We start from the raw sequence: 18,429 nt of genomic DNA, 5'->3' as shown, positions 1-18,429 counted from the left end.
AATTAATTATATAATATTTTCCCGCTCATTAAAAGGATGTTTGACACAACTTATCCATAATTTAAAGAACGTTTTTTCCATCTCAATCTTACTACTCTTCACAGAAAATACAACTCTTTTTAGCAAATTAAGCAATTTTTTTCTCGAAGGCTAAAATTCTTAAATAAAGCGTGTATTTTTCTTAATATTTTAGCGGTATCTTCAACAAGAAAACGGTTCCAACATTTACTTCACTCTTGACTTCTATTGAAGCATTATATTTTTCAAGTAACATTTTAGAAATACTTAGCCCTAAGCCTGTACCGCCAATTTGACGATTTCTTGCTTCATCTACACGGTAAAAACGATCAAAAATATAGGGAAGGTTTTTTTCAGCTATTCCAATCCCATTATCTGTTATTTGAAATTCTACTTTTTCACCCTTCACAAAAAGGGAAATATTTACTTCCGGAACTTTTTCACAATAACGAATGGCATTTTCTACTATATTGCGAATTACTTGAGCAAGAGCATTCGGTGTTATAAAGACAGCCCCTATTTCGTCATTTTTCGACAGCGTAATAGTTGCATTCGGGTACAATTTCGCCATTTCACTTATGACACCTTCAATGACCGCGACCGGATTTGCTTCACTGGTGTCATCTTTCTCTTCACGTCGTGCGAGTTCAAGCAACTCTTCAATCATTTTTCGCATCCTAGTAATTTCCGTTAATGATGTATCTATCGATTCTTCTAGAATCACTGGATCATCCTTACCCCACCGCTTGAGTAGTGAGAGATGGCCTTCAATTGCTTGAATAGGTGTCCGCAGTTCGTGAGAAGCATCCGCAACAAATTGCTGCTGTTGAGCAAATGATATTTGTAGCTCATTCATCATTGCATTGTACATTTTCAATAAGTCACCAATTTCATCTTGTGATGAGTAGGATAGCTGTATTGGTTCATTAAAACCTTGGTCCATTACAGTTTTCATTGATGCACGCAATGCATGAAGTGGCTTCGTTAAATAATTCGCTAAATAATACCCAATGGAACCTGAAAGGAACAATGCGCCGACTCCTGCTATAAGCATGGCGGTCAACAAATAACGCATTAAGGATTCAAAACGTGTTAACGGATGAATCACTTGAATATATACTTGAAAAAAACCAAGCTTTATTGGCTCATTGACGACATATGCCTCTTTTTTATCAATGGTCATTTGCACAATTTTCTGCATGGGAGAAAGAGGTGCAGCTTTGGAGGCATTATTAATTCGCAAAATTTCAATACCATCATTATTATATAGTCTAACCGTTTGCTCGCGATCAACTATCGATTTTAATAATCCTGTATTTTGCTGGATTTGTTGGATAGATATATTGGGCCCTTGTGATTCTAAAAATGAAGCGACATCATCTCTAGTTCGTTTCACTTTACTAATTTCATCATTTAGTAGCCAAGTATGCAGTGAAACATAGACGACGATACAAATTATAGCGTAGCTAATAAAAATGACCGCACTCGATGTCAACATCCACTTTCTTTGCAAAGAAAGATTGCTGAAATAGGCTTTTATTTTATTCATTCACGCATCACGTATCCTACCCCACGTACGGTTTCGATATAGGCATTTAAATCACCAGGTAGTTTTGTCCTTAGATGACGGATGTATACATCCACCACATTTGTCTCAATATCTGCATCATACCCCCAGACAGAAGTTAATATAAGCTCTCTTGTACATACGCGGTTTTTATGTTCTATTAATAACTTCAACAAATCATATTCGGTTTTTGTAAGATCAAGTCTTTGCCCTTGCACCAATACCTCATATGCATCAATATCGATTTCAATATCTCGAAAACGTAATGTATGACCCACCATTTTTTCATTAGGCTCCACACGGCGTAAAATGGTACGTATACGTGCCAGTAATTCTTCAATGGCAAAAGGCTTCACGATGTAATCATCGGCTCCTGCGTCTAAACCTGCAACTCGATCCATCACTGCATCTCTCGCAGTAAGTAAAATAATGGGTACTTGTGACTGCGTACGAACGCGGCGACAAATCTCAATTCCATTAATCCCCGGCAGCATGACATCTAATAATAGAACATCATAGTTTTCTGTTGTAGCAAGTGCAAGACCTTCCCGCCCATCAAAGGCTACGGTCACATCATAGCTTTCATGCTGTAACTCCAGTTCAACAAAACGAGCAATATGTTTTTCATCTTCTACCAATAGTATTTTTTTAGGCATCTAATCACCTTCTATTTCAATCTAATAACTTCTTTTCTAGCATAACATCATTTAAAAAGCCTGTACCACAAGTAAATACTCGTTTGTACAGACTTATTTTAAAGTGGGCCAGTTATAAATAAATTGTTTTTCCCACTTTCCTTTGCTTTATATAATGCTTGGTCTGCTAAATCCAATAGCTCCTCTAATGTAGTTGCATGGTCTGGATAATAGGCAATTCCTATAGAGGCAGTAGGTGCAAAGAAATGATTTTCGATTGTCCAACCTTTTTTTAATTCATTGCGAATACGGTTAATGATATGCATCATTTGACCTTGCCTTGCTTCAGGTTTACGCGTTAAACCTGTTAAAATAATGATAAATTCGTCCCCACCCATTCGAATAACAAGATCGTGACTACGCACAGAGGTAATTAACACATTACCAAATTTGCGGATAAAATCATCCCCCATATCATGTCCGAATTGATCATTTACATCTTTAAAGTCATCTCCATCAATATATAACATGGCAATACAAGCGTTTTTGGCATGTGCGTCCATCAGTATTTTGGGAAATTCCTTTGTTAGATACCTTCGATTCGGTAGCTGCGTTAAACTATCATGATAAGCAAGATAAAGTAAATCATTTTCTCGTTCTTTACGATGGGTAATTTCACGTGAAACCATAATAATTTGTGAGATTGTTTCGCGTTCTGTATCATGAACGACCGTTACATTTCCTTCTGTCCAAACTGGTGTACCATCTTTCCCTTGAAGCAATAGCTCAAATTGTGTATCAGTCTTCTCTGTAAAATCATTTAGAAACGCTTGCCACGCTGGTTTACTTTGCTCATCAATAATATCACTGTAAAACTGGCCTTGTAATTCAACAATTGCGTAACCTAAATACATTCTGTAAGACGGTGAGGCATAAATAATGATACCATCTTCATTTAAGATGACAATTAAATCATTTGTATTTTCAGTAATTAATCGGAATGTCCGTTCAATATTTTTTAATTCCGTTAACATTCTTTTCTTGTCCGTAATATCATAGTTAATGGATAAATATTGCTCCACTTGGCCAAATTCATTTTTCAAGGGCACAATAGCAGCCTCTACCCAATAGTCTGCATGATATTTAGTGCGGTAGCACAGCTCACCTCGCCACACCTCTCCTAATGCCAGGGTTTCATTGATTGCTTGAAACACGCTTTTTTTATTATTACGGGGTTCAATAAGGTCATAAGGATGGCCTAGCAATTCACTGGCTGTAAATCCCGAAGCATTTAAAAATAAATCATTTACTTCCACGATTTTTCCTTCGATATCTAAAATAGCAATGGAAGTGGCAGAATTTAAAGCTGCCTTGTACACTTCAAGGCCATGGGATGTCGAACGCAATGCGGCCTGTTGTTCTGTGAATTGCGTAAAATCTTGCATGATTAAGAAAATAGCAAAGGAATTGTCTCCTTGCATTACTGGTGACATTGATACTAAATACATGCGCTCCTGTTGATCCAACGTATGTAATTTAATAAGCTTCTCTGCAATATTTTCCCCCATTGCTGCTCTTTGCAAATAGTCTTGTATTTTTTCTATTTCCTCTTTTGGAATGATGGGCAAATCGATAAATGGCTGATGTTTCACCATATCGTTATCCAAATCAAAATCTTCCATGAAGCTTGTATTTACTTCAAATATAGTACCTTCAGCAGATAAAATAACGGTTGAAAAAAAAGCGTGGTCAAAAATAGACCGCATAAATAAAAACTTATCTTCAACACTTCTGTCATATAAGATTTCTTTTGTAATAGCTAAAATATAGTATTCATTTCCGTCTTTAATCGGGCGGACAGATGTCTCATATTTTCGCACTTCCGATTCAACATAGGCATAATCGACGTAATCGACCTGCTGATGTTGAGCGATTGCTCGATGATAATTTTCTTGAATAATGACAAAATTCCGACTAGAAGTAACAGCAGATAGCATTTTTCCAATGGCGTTATTGGATAACAGTGCTTGGGCAGCTTGATTTAAGCGAATATATTGATAATCGTCTCCAACTCTTTTCATTAAATAGACGAAATCTTCTCCAATAAATAGTTGATTGAATAGTTTTTCGCTTAAAAGATATTCCATGATGTCACTCCCCATTATAAAGTCACATATATATATAAATTCGTTATAAATGTATTTATTTATAAAATAAAAATTACACTAGTATTATAACATATTTACAATCATTTAACTTTGTTGAATTACGAAAGATTCTATCCTTTTTCGAGTAAAATTTGATAATATTTCACTTTTCACAAGGCAAAACGATACTAAGGAAATACTTTTTTTCGTCAATTTTATGAAACATATAACTTTAATAGACTTTAAATCATATATAACAAAAGTAGGGAAATGATATCTTTCACCTTTTTTCTGAATTAACTGACAATTAAACTTAATTTTCGTTTAAAAGAGCAAAATGATTGCACCAAGCAGTAGACTTGTTATATTATATTAATAAAACTAGCCATTTTTCGGTATGGTCGCAAAATCAGTAAGACAGCGGGAGATTATGGATTTCATAGTTATAACGTCTAGTTCTTTGGGTTTTTAATTCCAGTACGAATTTTAGTTTTATTCTTTATGCTTTAACGGAATTGTTTTAACTACCCTTGCAAAGGAGGCGTTTCGTATGCTTAAACATCGAGACCTACATGAATGTACAGAGCTTTATGAGCTATTATCGCATCCATCTGTTTTTCCCTTCGTTCGCCAAAAGGCACAATCTGCGGACGAATACTGGTTTATGACCAAGCAACTAATCGAAGAAGAAGCGAGAGGGCTCGCTATCTCCAGGACAATAACTGATGATTGGGGTCAACCGATTGGCACCATTAGCATTCATGATGTGGAAGACGGTGCTGGCTTCCTCGGAACGTGGATAGGACTCCCCTATCAAGGGCAAGGTTACAACCAAAAAGCAAAAATGCTCTTCTTAAATGAATTATTTTTTGATTATAATTTCCATACGGTTTTCCTCCGTATACGAGTAGAAAATAGTAAATCACAGCGTGCCGCTTTAAAGTTGCCTTATGTTGTAAGTGCAAATGATAGTCACCCAACATTACTAGCACAAGTTAACAGCGGAGAAGCACAATTTAATCTATATAAAATACCACGTGACTTGTTCTATCTAACAACTGCCAATCAAACGCAAGAAGGCGAAGAACAAGCAATGTAATAACCAACAAAAAAGCTATGTGCACTGTTTATTATAACAGTACACATAGCTTTTTATTTTTTATATTGCAATATTAACCTCGCCATTTCGTTTGGCGTTTTAGGTCTTTGCGTCTTTTCCATTGCTGGTATGATTTCTGATTTACGCGCTGTTAACGTATAAACTGATTTCATAAATGTTTCTTTTGTTAGTTCTTCCTCCTGTAAAACTTCAGCGTACCCTTGCTTTTTAAATAACTTTGCATTTAAAATTTGATCGCCACGACTTTTTTGTGCAGATAGAGGAATTAATAGCATTGGCTTATGCAGGGCTAAAAATTCAAATATAGAGTTAGACCCTGCACGAGAAACAACAAAATCTGCTGCATGCAGTAAATCCGGTAATTCCGTCGTAACATAGTCAAACTGTTTATAGCCTTTCATTGACTCTAAGCTGTCGTCTTTATTTCCTTTTCCACATAGATGTATTACTTGAAATGTTTGAAGTAGTTCAGGTAAATTATGGCGTAATGCATCATTTAACACAACCGAACCAAGACTTCCCCCCATCACTAAAAGAACAGGTTTTGACGCCGTAAAGCCACAGAAAGCAAGGCCTTTTGCTTTATTCCCATTAAATAATTCTTGACGAATAATGGAACCTGTACAAGTAGCCTTTTCCTTTGGCAAGTGCTGAAGCGTCTCTTCAAAAATAGTGAAGATATGCGAAGCAAATGGAAGTGCAATTTTATTAGCTAATCCGGGCGTTACATCGGATTCATGTATGACAACCGGTACGCCTGCCACTTTTGCTGCCATCACGACAGGTACAGAGACAAAACCACCTTTTGAAAAAATAACCTCTGGCTTTACTTTCTTTATAATGCGAAATGCTTGCATAATGCCAGCAAGTACTTTAAAAGGATCCGTAAAGTTTTTCATAGAGAAATAACGACGCAATTTCCCGCTAGCAATCCCATAGAACGGGACGTCAGGAAATGCCTCGCCAATTAATTCTTTTTCAATACCTTGCTCTGAACCAATATAGTGGACATCGTAACCTAGTTCAAGTAAAGAAGGTAATATCGCTTGATTAAGTGATACATGGCCTGCTGTCCCACCACCGGTTAAAATGATTGTTTGTTGTTTCACGTAAATTCTCCTATTCCTTAAAAGCCATTGTAGCAAACGCCACTTTTGTTTACAGTCTTTTATTTTACTATATGCGAAAGAAAAGATATAGATGAAGCTTTAATTTTTCATCATATGATGTTTACTATATGCTATACTAATTCATCATGCTTATAAAAGGAAGTTACTCACTATGTATAAAACGACAACGTTAAAGCAAAAGTATTCACTCATTTTAAAAATCATTGTACCTATTCTAATTACCCAAGTAGCCATTTATCTCATTTCTTTTTTCGACATTTTAATGTCTAGCCGCTACGGTACTTCTGATTTGGCAGGAGTCTCCATTGGGTCGTCCATTTGGATGCCTATCTATACTGGGCTTTCAGGTATATTATTAGCAATAACACCGATTGTCTCCCAGCTTGTTGGCGCAAAGAAAGAACAATTAGCAAAACAAGCAGTGCAGCAAGGCTTATATGTCGCACTTGTACTTTCTGCATGTATTTTTATCATATTATTTATCGGGCTCGATTGGATACTGGGAAATATGCAATTAGACGCCGCTGTACATAACATTGCTAAATCTTATATTCATGCAATGTGCGCTGGTCTTATTCCACTCTTTTTATTTTTTGTTCTACGTTGTTTTATCGATGCGTTAGGTCAAACACGAGTAACCATGATTATTACACTGCTAGGAACACCTATTAATATTTTCTTAAATTATATTTTCATTTTCGGAAAGTTCGGTGCACCTGAGCTTGGTGGTGTTGGTGCAGGTGTTGCAACAGCCATTACGTATTGGCTAATTTTCTTTATTACGGTTTGGATTATTGCTAAACGCGTGCCTTTTGAACACTTTACTATTTTCCGTGAATGGCCAAAGTTACAATGGCTTAGCTGGAAAGAAATCTTAGTTATTGGTGTGCCAATCGGTATTTCCTTATTTGCGGAAACGAGTATTTTTTCTGCCGTCACAATGATGATGAGTAGCTTTAGCACAGAAATCATCGCTGCCCATCAAATCGCCATTAACTTTACGTCGTTGTTATATATGGTTCCTCTAAGTATTTCAATGGGTGTAACGATTTTAGTAGGTTTTGAAATTGGTGCGGGACGTTTACGTGATGCAAAAATCTATAGCTATTTATGTGTAGGTACAGCAATACTATTTAGTTTTTTCTCAGCTTGCATTCTCTACTTACTTCGCGAACAAATCGCTACAATGTATTCAAGCGATGAGCTAGTTTTAAAAAATGCGCAAGTCTTTTTAGTGTATGCTGCCATTTTCCAACTATCTGATTCTATTCAAGCACCTGTGCAAGGCGCATTACGAGGATACAAGGATGTGACCATCACATTTATCATGGCTATTATCTCGTATTGGATTATTGGATTGCCTACAGGTTATGTACTAGCTAACTATACTGATTTGGGTCCAGTTGGTTATTGGTTAGGGCTTGTAGCTGGTCTATCTGCAGGCGCTATTACCTTATTAATCCGTTTATTACGCGTACAAAGAAAATTTGCCCTATAATGAAAAAAGCGCAAAAATGGTGATTCAACATCAACATTTTTGCGTTTTGTTAGTTAAACAATAGATGCAAGCTCCTTATTAACGGAGTATGCCTGTACGAATAATCGTTACTTTCACTTTTGGTTCAATCGTAAGTGAAGCAAATTGCTCGCGCCAGTCTTCCTCGAAGAATTTGGGATGATAGGCGCGAATATAACGTCCTATCCCTAACGTGTCGGACTTCTGTTCTTGCAGTATTTTTATTACTTCCTCAAAATCAGCTTGTATTCTTTGTTGGAACATCTCCTCTATCGTTTTAAACGTCTCCTCTTTATACAAATGATCTTTTGAAAACTCTTCTATTTCTACGTCAATTTTAAAATCCATTGTTATTTTTTTCATTTCTTCATTGATGATCCATTTTCTTTTTAAATGGATTACCTCCCCAGTGACAGGTACATCCTCGTTATTGAGCTTGAGCATATATTGTATACGTGCATGTTGACTCGCTTTATCCATTAATAAAAGCATATAAAAGGATTGCTTAGGATCCAAAATTTTCCCAGTAAACACTTGCCCAGAAAACAATGCCACTCCTGCAGCTTCCGCGCTATGTTCTTCTTCATCCATTTTAATATAAGGGATGGCAATATCTTTGGCATTATCAAACAATGTCGATCCGATCATTTGTAAATTCAGTTTAGGGTAAATTGTATTTTTTTCTGTACTTTCAATAAAGCGTTGATAATAACCTCCTGCATTATCCGTTACTTCTTTTGTTAACTCAACAAAAGGTTTTACACTCCCCTCAGTCAATGCCACTTTAATAGAAATTGGATTTTGAGGATCACGAAAATAAATATCTAATAGGTCATATAAAGGTTCTTTTACCGTTTCAATTGAAATAAGCAATGTTGAAAGTTCAGACAAGTCAAGTGTTTGTTCAACCTTCAAATCGGCATTATTTCGTACATCACGTGGAGAAATACCTTTTGCTTCAATTAACATAATCTGACTTTGCTTATTAATTGTTTTCGGATAAGCATAATATCCTTTATATTCGCCCATTGTCCCTTCTATACCAGCAAGGGATACGACTGATGAATTTTTATATAAGCGTTCGTCCCAACAACCCGCAAGTAGTACAACTGACAGAACGATTATTGCTTTTCGATACACGTTTTCCCCCTCCATTTATTCCATAAAATGATGAGAATCGGTAAGAGAAAAGTGAAAATTAATATTATATAATGGAAGGAATTTTTCATTAATTCAATCACCTTAAACTTAACTAAAAAAATTGGCACAATCGCAAGCAATAGATGATAAAAAACGGTTGTCTTTTTAGTTCCTTTCTTACCTATTCCAAAATGGACGACCCTTATCGTTAAATTAAAAATTAATACTGTGATGATGGACCAGGATAACCAAATATATACAAAGAAAATATCTAGTCGCTTTACAAATGTAACTTCTTGAGATTTTAAAATATAGATAATTGGCTCTGGCACTAACTTAATCTCCTCGATAGTAAAAAACATTTGGGAAAACATAACGGAAATCAAATAAAAGACAAAAATGATGAGCTGATACATCAATATTTGCTTGCTTTTTAAAGTCAATTCCTTTTGTAAAAAAGGACGATAAATCAGATACATTTCCGCTCCCATAAATGCAAAAACACTATGAATAATGCCTTGAATTATTTCCTTATAATTATTAAATTCGAGCGGTAATAAGTTTGTCCATGTAAGATCTGGAACCGCAAGCATTAAAAAAATGATAAAAATAAATATAAGCGGAATAAACATAACACCAATATTAATAACGGTTTCTGGTCGACTTACATTACCGTATAACGACAGTGCTACAATGAAAACGATGATTATCCACTCGGGCGTTTGAGGCAAAACCCATGATGCTAAAACATACACCATATAGGCTAAAAATGTCGCTATCATTAAAAACCAATACACCTTATACACCCATTGAAAAAATGTATTCAAGTAAAAATATCGATAATACCGCTCAAAAAATAGTAATACTAAATAATGTAATGTGGTTGCTACGATAAATAGCACCCAGGCCTTATTTTTACTTTCGCTTATTAAAGGCGTCTGAAAGGAAATATAAATAATCCCTGTTTCAATGAAAAACATTAGTAAAAAAAATTGCCCTTTGGATAACGAAAAATTCAAGGTGTATCACCATTCTTTACACTGTCATCTTTCGGTGAACTAAAAGATGTCACTTGGACAGTAGGTTTAAAGAACGGTCCTCGCACAAACACTTTATAGATTTCTTTTGGTTGGAACGGCACAATTGGAGCAAAGTATGGCTGTTTTAAAGAGCTTAAATTAATAAGGTGAATTAACAATACCACTACACCAATAACTATGCCGAAAAAGCCAAATAGTGAGGCTAGTACCATAAATGGAAATCGTAATATACGGATAGAGGTGTTAAGCTCTACTGACGGTACAACATAGCTAGAAATTGCAGTTAAAGCGACGACAATTACCATTAAGTTCGACACTAATCCAGCACTTACAATGGCATCACCTATAACTAATCCTCCGACAATCCCTATGGTCTGCCCCACTGATTGAGGCAATCGAATACTAGATTCCCGTATAAGCTCCATAATAATTTCTAATATTAGCGCCTCTATTAATGGCCGATAAGGGATTTCATTCACATCATTTTTCACCTGATTACTCAACTCTAATGGCAATACTTCAAAATGAAAACTGATAATTGCAATGTAAAATGCCGGCAAAAAAACAGCAGCAAAAAATGAAAATAACCGCACCATGCGATAAAAAGAGCCTACCAATACTCGACCATTATAATCGTCAGGCGATTGATAAAAAGAAAAAAACGTAACAGGTGCAATCAATGCTGTTGGAGAGATATTCGTTATCAACACCACTTTACCTTCAACTAAATTAGCAACAACCCGGTCAGGACGCTCCGTATTAAGCAATTGAGGAAAAGGCGACCATACGGAATCTTCTAACTCATCACTTAGTTGACCAACACTATAAAAATAATCTATGTTAATGCCATCGATACGCTTTTCAATTTCAGCTAACGTTTCTGCTTTAATGACTCCGTCAATGTAAAGATAATAAGCTTTTGTATTTGTCTCTTTGCCAATTGAAAAGGATTTTACGACCAGCGAAGGATTATGAATTCGTTTGCGTAATAAGGCTAAATTGGTTTCAACGCTTTCTACTAATCCTTCATGTGATCCGCGCAGAACATGTTCATTATTCGGCTCATCAGGATTGCGGTGTACTTGATTGACAATCGTAAGTGAAAGCATTTCACCTGTATCAGGAATAATGATTAGCGTTTCACCATTACAAATATGTTCGATGGCTTGTGGTAACGAAAATGGCTTCAGAGTCGTCATTATCGTTTCACTCCAGAACGGCTTGTTTGTATCTAAACGTGCATAAATTGTATCGAGTAATTTTTGCGCTTCTTTTGCATCTACAAGCGAGGAATAAAAGCATAAAATAGCAGACGTTCCTTCTCGCCAGTCTACTTGTCTTACTGTAAAATCGGATGATTGATTAAATGCTTTTTGTAAGCTTTTCATCATTAATTCCACTTTATTCATAAAACGCCTCCTATACTTGGAAGTATAGGCAAAAATGGCTTATTTCAAACGGCAATGCCTTTGGATTATCCTGTTTTCTTCATTGTTTGTAATTTTTTTACCTTAAAAAATAAAAAGACATCCAAATAAGCCTTGAAGACTTATTGGACATCCTATTTAGATACGTTGTTTCTATTAAATTTTCACAATATTACTTTTGGATAAACTGTTGCGTCCAGTAGTTACCTGACTTCACATACCCTACACCAATATGTGTATAATTAGCATTTAAAATATTGGCACGGTGACCCGGTGAATCCATCCAAGCTTGTACAACTTCTTGTGGAGAACGTTGACCTTGGGCGATATTTTCACCCGCACTCTTATAAGTGATGCCTAGCGCTTTCATACGATCAAATGGTGAACCAAATGTTGGGCTCGTATGTGAAAAATATTTCTTTGATTGCATGTCTTGAGATTTTTCTCGTGCTGCAGCCATCAGTTTATCATCTGTTTGTAGAGCCTTTAATCCTGCTTTCGTACGCTCAGCATTCGTTAATTTCACTACCTCTTGTTCAAAAGCATTCACATCCGATGTTGTTGTAGTCGGATTAGATGTAGTTGGTGGTGTTGTCGTTGTCGTATTTTGTTGATTTGTTGGTTTATTTGTTTGTTGATTTGTTTGCGTATCTTTTGACGGTGCAGTTGTATTTGGTTTAGTTACAACCCACTTGTGATTTGACCAATTATTATAATAGTAAACTTTACAGTTCGTTGTCTGATTTGCTGTGTTCCCTTCTGTAGTATTAGAAGCAGCAGAAGCCAATTGAATTGGAGCTGCTAAAAGAAATGTTGCACAAATTGCAGTAAGTGTTTTTTTCATTTTGCAATTCCTCCTATCTGCAACCTATCGTAAAGTATGATTCTATAAAAAATCTTCCCAACATCTGCTAGCATGTCCAATAGAAAAGTAGTTTCCGTTAAACAGGGGTTTTTTTGTTATATTTTTTAGCAAGTTTCACCAACCTATGAAATACTTACGTTTTAAATAGGGTTGACAGTATTCAATTTTTGTTCGTATTTTGACTACGATTTTAATAGAATAGCACACTGGCCAATCACTAAAATTGCCTGTCGAAAATAAAAAGTGAGCAAAATCATTTTTTGGCTATGCCTATAAAAAAATCTGCTCGGCTCCACTGAATGACTTAAATCTTCAGAAAGAACACGGGCAGATGAAGTTTATTATCTAAAGTAAAGCATGGTACACTAATTATTTAATCAATACCTATGACATGAACATGACCAATGTTTTCACCTATTAAAACAAGCTTTGCAGGCATTTTAATGAATTCTGGCAACCATTGTACCATTCCATAGGCATACTGAAACAGCATTGGATTTTTAACGCCTTCTATTGGAACGTAGCCTTTCATTCGGTACACCGTATCTGGTAAACCACGTACCCACTCTTCAATTTGCTCTTGTGTAAAGTGAACACCTTCAAATTCAACTAAACGAGAGCCTAAATGCATGGAGGCTATCGGGGCTTTCACAATATGTTGCTTATCGATTTTAACAGTGGCAGATAAATTTTCTAGTAAATGGTACGGTACACGCCCATTTGTTGTTTGCAAAATAAATGCCTGGGGATTAAAACCTTGTAGCTCATAAACGACTTGCGCTTGCTCCGCCTCTGTTAATAAATCGGTTTTATTGGCTAGTAATAAATGCGCGTGACGAATTTGTTCCATAAACAATGTACGCACTTGCGGTGTTAATGTATCACGATGTAACCAAAGCTTCGAGTCCGCAACTGTAACAATCCCCTTGACATTTAACTGCTCAGCAAAGATAGGGGAATAGACAGCATCCAATGCTTCTACAGGGTGAGCCGCTCCAGTTGTTTCAATAATTAGAACGTCAAATTCACTATCTAATAGAAGAGACTGAATTTGAGCCTCTGTTTTTTCAGCTCCTGAACAACAAATACAGCCTTCTAGCATCTCTTTGAGCGGCACGTCCTCTTCTACAGCTTGAGAATCAAATGGCAGCTTGCCAAGTTCATTCATAATTACAGCCGGCTTTAACCCTTTTTCTTTTAGTTGTCGTATAACATCAGTCAACATAGATGTCTTACCACTTCCAAGAAATCCACTAAATAAATATACATCCTTCACAATTCATTCCTCCTAAAGAAAAAGCTGTCGCATTGCCGTACGAGACGACTTCTGCGACAGCTACAGTGTTAGTTTGTTGTTCCCTCTGTTTGTTCTTTTACACCAGAGACAAGCTCTTTTGCTTTTAACAGTTGCGGATCTTCTGATTTCATTTTTTCACGTAACGCATCCATCAATGCGTAAGTTGTTTCGTTCGTTATAATGCCTGTTTCTTCAAGCTTATTATCAGCTTGCAATTTTTTCACAGCTCGTTCTGTATATTGGTCAAAGATACCGTCAGCTTTTCCAGGTTCATAACCTAGCACTTCTAACATTTCTTCAGCCACTTTGACAGAGTCTGACTGCAAGCCCTCTTTCATTTCAATCGTCGGGTCTAAAATTGGTAAAGAAGCATAAGCTGGATACGCTACTTTTACATCCGGTTCAATGCCTTTTTCATTAATCCAGTTACCATTTGGTGTTAACCATTTACCAGTTGTGAATTTTAAATTAGAACCATCCTTTAAAGGTGTAACATTTTGTACAGTTCCTTTACCGAACGATGTTTCACCAACAATTTTAGCACCTACAGATTCTTTTAAAGCACCTGCTAAAATTTCCGATGCCGATGCACTGCCATTATCCACTAGAACGGTTACAGGTACATTATATTTTTTCCCTGCGACAGCTTTTGTAATAACTGGCTCCTCGTCTTTTTGCTGCACTTGTACAATCGCTTTACCTTCTGGTACAAATAAATTTGAAATTTCAACCGCAGCATCTAAGTATCCACCTGGATTTTGGCGTAAATCAAGGACAATCCCTTTCATGCCTTTTCCTTCGTACTCAACAAGTATTTTCTCTAGCTCTTTTGCTGTTTCTTCATTAAATGATGTAATTTGGATATGTGCAATATCTCCATCTAGCATTTCACCATAAACCGTTTCAACAGGAATTTCATCGCGAATAATCGTCATTTGAATAGGTTCAGCATTTTCGCCACGTTTCACTGTAAGCTTTACAGGTGTACCCTTTTCGCCACGAATAAGTGCTACTGCTTCTGAAGCGCTAAAACCTTGAATGCTTTTACCATCTACTGTTAAAATAATATCTTTTGGTAATAACCCTGCTTTTTCAGCGGGTGAATTTTTAATAGGTGACACAACAGTAATAAAACCATTACGTTCTTGAATTTCAGCACCGATACCCTGGAAGCTTGAAGATAATCCCGAGTTAAATTTTTCTGCTTCATCCCTTACCATAAAATCAGAATAAGGATCTCCTAATGCATCAAACATGCCGTTAATGGCGCCATCCACTACTTTTTCATCATCGATATCTTTGTAATACTTGCCTTTAAGCATATCAAATGCTTCGTATAGTTTTGTAAATTCCGCACGTTCAATTGGGACTTTTACTTCTACCACTTTCTTTTCACCGAAAGTTAACGCAAAAATGGTTAAGCCCGCGGTAATTAAGATTGTAAAGAACATCAGCATAATAAACTTAAACGGCTTCATCTGAATAAATTGGCCTGCAGGTTTTACCTCTACTTGTTGTATTTGCTCTTGCTGTTGTTCCAAACCATCTTTTTTCTGTTCATCCATCTTGATTGTCACCACTCTCATATACACTAACTTGTTGTCACACTATTACCATCTTAACAGGTTATAGAGGAGACGAAAAGAAAAAGAGTGTCAAAATTTCATGACAGCTCTTGTCCCCCCTACTAACTTCATAAAATTGTACATTAATAAGCTACTTTTTTAGATTCCATACGCTTGCTATTAATAGCACAATGGTCTAAAAAACTTCCTATTTTACAATTTTCCATGAAAATGTGCCTCAGATACCTTCTGAGGCACTGCCCTTAGCTGCTAAGTTTCAAGTATATAATAGTACTGCCTTTCTATTTTACTCATTTCCTAAAAGCAGTCAACTAAAATACTCAAATAATTAGCTGATGAGCCATTATGCATCGATAATGTATGTCAGTTGCGCTAATTTAGCAGCCTTTATTTTATTTTCTGCACTTTTAGCAGCACTAATGCCTGTAAAAGTCCCTGTTTTCACTCGAAACTTAGACCCCTCCTGCTCAATATAAGCAACCCAGCCAAAACGTTTTCTCATCACATCTAACACACTTATTGCTGCGTTTCGTGTACTATATGTTCCTGTAATAATTCGATACTTCGATAACTCGGTAGGTGGTTTTTCGGGCTTTGGCGTATCATTGCTTGTTACCATTTGCAAAAAATTAGTCCATGAGATTTTCCCTGCACGCATATTTCTAGGACAGTTTTTGCCACTAAAATAATGGTGTTGCACGACATTTTCGATAGCTATATTTTCATCATTCATTATTTTTGCTATTAAACTCGCCGCATTTTTTACTGCCTTATTATAATCTCCATCGCTATTAACACATATTTCAACTTGAATGCCTTGTGTATTGCCTATATACGTTCCAGCTCCCCAGCATTCCCAATAATGTTCAAAAGATTGTATGGCCTCTTGATCATCGACTTGCCAATGCCAACTAGCATTTCTACTATTACCGTTTATTTGGAGTCGAGCATGGGCATCTGCATCTGCACCAACGCTTGTATTGTCTGTTTCATGAACAACAATATATTTTTTTGCATTGTTTTTGCCATTTGTAATTTTTGCAGCTTGAGTCGCAGCGACTAATTTTTGACGTATTGATACCACGCGATTCCCCCCTTCCAAAAGTAGATTCGTTTTCGCTTTCTAAAATGACGTATTTATTGTAGTGTTACTTTCCTTAAATAGAGTGTATAGACTATCGTGCTTTCTTTTATAGTATGTGTTCGCACTCATTTTGTTTGTGTTTTTATATACTCTCATTTACAAAACTACAAGACTTTCGTTATGCTAATTGTAGTGATTACGTGCTTCAATAAGAATATTAGTAGATTGTGGAGAAAGCTTCGAATAGTAGATTTAATTTTCGGTTGCCAAAGAATGCAAAGGACAAGGACAGCATCCACATTGGCAATCCAATTCAAAAAACTTATATTAGTATTAGTGGAGACGCGTGAAATATTTAAAACCATTTACATAACGTATATACAACAAAATGGATTGGAGGAGGACAAAGTGGAGACTTGGTCTATCTGACATGGGGAAACGTAAAGTCCAATGCCATCATATGGACACTATCACGTAAAATCACACTAATAGATTTAGCTAAAGTTTGAAAAAGTGAAATAGAAATGATTTGGAGGGAATGACATTGTTAAAAATATTACGTATATTATTTTCAATAGTGGGCATATGTTTGGCATTGTATGGCTTCATTACAAAAGACTATAAGTTTCAAGCATATATGATACTATTTTTAGGCTTAATGATGTTAATAATGGGTATACAAGAATTTCAACACCAAAAGAAATTTACAGGTTGGTTATTAATCTTCATATGTCTTTTTTCTTTTTTTGTAGCTATTCAAAGTTTTACTTTACTTTGATAATCGTTTTTTTATAAAAAGATATTGTCACTATATAATATGAAGTCGTTTTCATTAGCCTCCTGTTTTTAACCATTAACTACCAATAAAAACGGTGCTGTGTTACAATTATTTGAAAATAATTGCTAGCAAAGGAGGTGAAATTGGTATGGCTTATCTAAACGATTTACAATATTATTTAGATAGTAGTTCTATTGGTTTGTTATTAGAACTTATTTTAGTTACTACTTGCATTTCCACAATTATTTTCTTCACCACGAAAAACAAATATATTTCCTATTTAGCATCGGCACCTATATTTTATTTTATGTCACAATGGTTTTATCAAAATACCCATTTATTATTCATCATCATAGCAATGACGGTACAAGCCTTTGTTATTGTATGTATTCAGAAGAAGCAAATTAGTCAGGATGCAAGTTTAAAGAGCGAAACACTTTAATTATGATTCTACGAATTAGGACTTATGCCATTTACATTAAGTGTAATCGGCTAAGTCCTTTTGTTTAAGCATCAAAACAGTAGAATAGTGATACGTATTGATAGATGCTATATACACCATTCAATTCACTTAAATAAGTATGGGGGGGATAAGTCAATTGAGCCAAACTGTGACTTTTTCGGTTGATACGAAGTATAATGACAGAATACAAGAAACATTTACGTTTGAACAATTAGGTCTTAGCGTAGAAATGAACGACGAAAAAATAAAAAGAGAATTAGATAAAATTTTTGAATCTTGGGTTTGGCATAAACTGAATATTTCCTACAGTATTGTCTATAGCAAGGGTAATGATTGACTCGCTTTTGTTCCTCTTTACAATAAACAACATTTAACTCCTATACATGTTACATCTATGCTGATTCAACGACAAAACTTCGACAGATTAAAATACCGTACTATCTATCTAATGTAAAGGACATTGGAGGCATATAAATGATTTTGAAAATGCTGAACTTTATTATTGGAATATTGATAATATTTATTGGGTCTATTTTCATAAATATAACCGTCTATAATGAAACAATGAAAACAATGACTTATAAAGGTTTTGGCTTTTTCATGATGATTGTTGGTA

At 35.7% G+C, this 18,429-nt stretch carries 16 protein-coding genes; 5 read left to right on the top strand and 11 right to left on the bottom strand.

The features are described 5' to 3' along the window. Positions 1 to 181 precede the first annotated feature (181 nt). The 3 genes from LS41612_RS11750 to LS41612_RS11740 all read right to left on the bottom strand — a co-directional run bounded on the left by LS41612_RS11750 (position 182) and on the right by LS41612_RS11740 (position 4,367). Positions 182 to 1,567 (bottom strand): sensor histidine kinase, encoded by a 1,386-nt coding sequence (locus tag LS41612_RS11750; protein WP_024361634.1) that lies wholly within the window; start codon positions 1,565 to 1,567, stop codon positions 182 to 184. After that, on the bottom strand, positions 1,564 to 2,241 hold the full coding sequence (locus tag LS41612_RS11745) for a response regulator transcription factor (protein ID WP_024361633.1): 678 nt from the start codon (positions 2,239 to 2,241) through the stop codon (positions 1,564 to 1,566). The genes LS41612_RS11750 and LS41612_RS11745 overlap by 4 nt, the downstream gene beginning before the upstream one ends. Before the next feature lie 98 nt (positions 2,242 to 2,339). Further along, positions 2,340 to 4,367 (bottom strand): diguanylate cyclase domain-containing protein, encoded by a 2,028-nt coding sequence (locus LS41612_RS11740; RefSeq protein ID WP_024361632.1) that lies wholly within the window; start codon positions 4,365 to 4,367, stop codon positions 2,340 to 2,342. Between the two features lie 550 nt (positions 4,368 to 4,917). Between LS41612_RS11740 and LS41612_RS11735 the strand changes: the two genes are divergently transcribed. Then, on the top strand, positions 4,918 to 5,466 hold the full coding sequence (locus LS41612_RS11735) for a GNAT family N-acetyltransferase (RefSeq protein WP_024361631.1): 549 nt from the start codon (positions 4,918 to 4,920) through the stop codon (positions 5,464 to 5,466). 53 nt (positions 5,467 to 5,519) lie between these two features. Here LS41612_RS11735 and murG read toward each other — a convergent pair whose 3' ends face one another. Next, complete coding sequence (murG, locus tag LS41612_RS11730) at positions 5,520 to 6,596, bottom strand: undecaprenyldiphospho-muramoylpentapeptide beta-N-acetylglucosaminyltransferase (RefSeq protein ID WP_024361630.1); 1,077 nt, start codon at positions 6,594 to 6,596, stop codon at positions 5,520 to 5,522. Positions 6,597 to 6,768: 172 nt separating this feature from the next. Between murG and LS41612_RS11725 the strand changes: the two genes are divergently transcribed. Then, on the top strand, positions 6,769 to 8,115 hold the full coding sequence (locus tag LS41612_RS11725) for an MATE family efflux transporter (RefSeq protein ID WP_024361629.1): 1,347 nt from the start codon (positions 6,769 to 6,771) through the stop codon (positions 8,113 to 8,115). 78 nt (positions 8,116 to 8,193) lie between these two features. Here LS41612_RS11725 and LS41612_RS11720 read toward each other — a convergent pair whose 3' ends face one another. From LS41612_RS11720 to LS41612_RS11690, 7 genes are all read right to left on the bottom strand, one after another. Continuing rightward, entirely contained in the window at positions 8,194 to 9,273 is a 1,080-nt protein-coding gene (locus tag LS41612_RS11720; RefSeq protein WP_024361628.1) for a Ger(x)C family spore germination protein, read from the bottom strand. Continuing rightward, the gene (locus tag LS41612_RS11715) at positions 9,255 to 10,292 is read right to left on the bottom strand and encodes a GerAB/ArcD/ProY family transporter (RefSeq protein WP_024361627.1); all 1,038 of its coding nucleotides are present in this window, start codon (positions 10,290 to 10,292) and stop codon (positions 9,255 to 9,257) included. The genes LS41612_RS11720 and LS41612_RS11715 overlap by 19 nt, the downstream gene beginning before the upstream one ends. Next, the gene (locus LS41612_RS11710) at positions 10,289 to 11,722 is read right to left on the bottom strand and encodes a spore germination protein (protein ID WP_024361626.1); all 1,434 of its coding nucleotides are present in this window, start codon (positions 11,720 to 11,722) and stop codon (positions 10,289 to 10,291) included. The genes LS41612_RS11715 and LS41612_RS11710 overlap by 4 nt, the downstream gene beginning before the upstream one ends. Before the next feature lie 190 nt (positions 11,723 to 11,912). Next, entirely contained in the window at positions 11,913 to 12,584 is a 672-nt protein-coding gene (locus LS41612_RS11705) for a YkwD family sporulation-associated protein (RefSeq protein ID WP_024361625.1), read from the bottom strand. 394 nt (positions 12,585 to 12,978) lie between these two features. After that, positions 12,979 to 13,881, bottom strand: a complete 903-nt coding sequence (locus LS41612_RS11700; RefSeq protein WP_024361624.1) for a CobW family GTP-binding protein — start codon at positions 13,879 to 13,881, stop codon at positions 12,979 to 12,981. 68 nt (positions 13,882 to 13,949) lie between these two features. Next, complete coding sequence (locus tag LS41612_RS11695; protein WP_024361623.1) at positions 13,950 to 15,467, bottom strand: lmo1851 family serine protease; 1,518 nt, start codon at positions 15,465 to 15,467, stop codon at positions 13,950 to 13,952. Positions 15,468 to 15,831: 364 nt separating this feature from the next. Continuing rightward, positions 15,832 to 16,572, bottom strand: coding sequence for an N-acetylmuramoyl-L-alanine amidase (locus LS41612_RS11690; RefSeq protein ID WP_024361622.1), 741 nt, complete (start codon positions 16,570 to 16,572; stop codon positions 15,832 to 15,834). A 538-nt stretch (positions 16,573 to 17,110) separates the two neighbouring features. Here LS41612_RS11690 and LS41612_RS23775 point away from each other — a divergent pair. The 3 genes from LS41612_RS23775 (at position 17,111) to LS41612_RS11675 (ending at position 18,150) form a co-directional block, all read left to right on the top strand. Next, positions 17,111 to 17,350, top strand: coding sequence for a DUF3953 domain-containing protein (locus LS41612_RS23775; RefSeq protein ID WP_307723617.1), 240 nt, complete (start codon positions 17,111 to 17,113; stop codon positions 17,348 to 17,350). A 148-nt stretch (positions 17,351 to 17,498) separates the two neighbouring features. Further along, complete coding sequence (locus tag LS41612_RS11680; RefSeq protein WP_024361620.1) at positions 17,499 to 17,792, top strand: hypothetical protein; 294 nt, start codon at positions 17,499 to 17,501, stop codon at positions 17,790 to 17,792. A gap of 157 nt (positions 17,793 to 17,949) precedes the next feature. Beyond that, positions 17,950 to 18,150 carry a hypothetical protein gene (locus LS41612_RS11675; RefSeq protein ID WP_024361619.1) on the top strand — a complete coding sequence of 67 codons (201 nt, stop codon included), beginning with the start codon at positions 17,950 to 17,952 and terminating at the stop codon, positions 18,148 to 18,150. Positions 18,151 to 18,429 lie beyond the last annotated feature (279 nt).

The sequence above is a fragment of the Lysinibacillus sphaericus genome, from assembly GCF_002982115.1.
Classification (GTDB): Bacteria; Bacillota; Bacilli; order Bacillales_A; family Planococcaceae; genus Lysinibacillus; species Lysinibacillus sphaericus.
Note: the sequence above shows the minus strand (reverse complement) of the source record. Positions and strands in the feature narration are given on the sequence as shown.